Annotated in this window: 1 pseudogene; it reads left to right on the top strand. The window is 39.1% G+C overall.

Annotated elements, in window-relative coordinates:
* A pseudogene (locus IO68_RS0117080) lies at positions 1-435 on the top strand (hypothetical protein); the annotation flags it as partial.

Here is a 435-nt window from a genome sequence, read left to right as displayed (position 1 = left end):
TAAATAATCAAAAGATCACAAATGTTGCAGCAGGTACAGCATCAGGTGATGCGGTTAACTTTGGTCAGTTAACTACCACGAATAATAACGTAACGACTGCGCAAAATGCAGCAAATGCGGCACAGACATCGGCAAATGCAGCTCAAACTACTGCCAATTCAGCATTAACAGAAGCACAAAAAGGTTTGAATTTTAGAGCAAATGCAGGTGCTACAGATAAAGTTAGCTTAGGTGAAACAGTTACTTTAGCCGATGGTACTAATACCACTGTAACTTATGATGCTGCTACAAATACGTATAAATATAGCGTAGTAGATGCGCCTACATTTACAGGTACAGTTACAGCAGGAAATCTTGCAACTGGTGGCACATTAAGTGTAACGGGAGTAAGTAATCTAAATGGTGGTGCAAACCTAAATAATCAAAAGATCACAA

The organism is Acinetobacter sp. COS3, assembly GCF_000475335.1.
GTDB classification, from domain to species: domain Bacteria; phylum Pseudomonadota; class Gammaproteobacteria; order Pseudomonadales; family Moraxellaceae; genus Acinetobacter; species Acinetobacter venetianus.
Note: the sequence above shows the minus strand (reverse complement) of the source record. Positions and strands in the feature narration are given on the sequence as shown.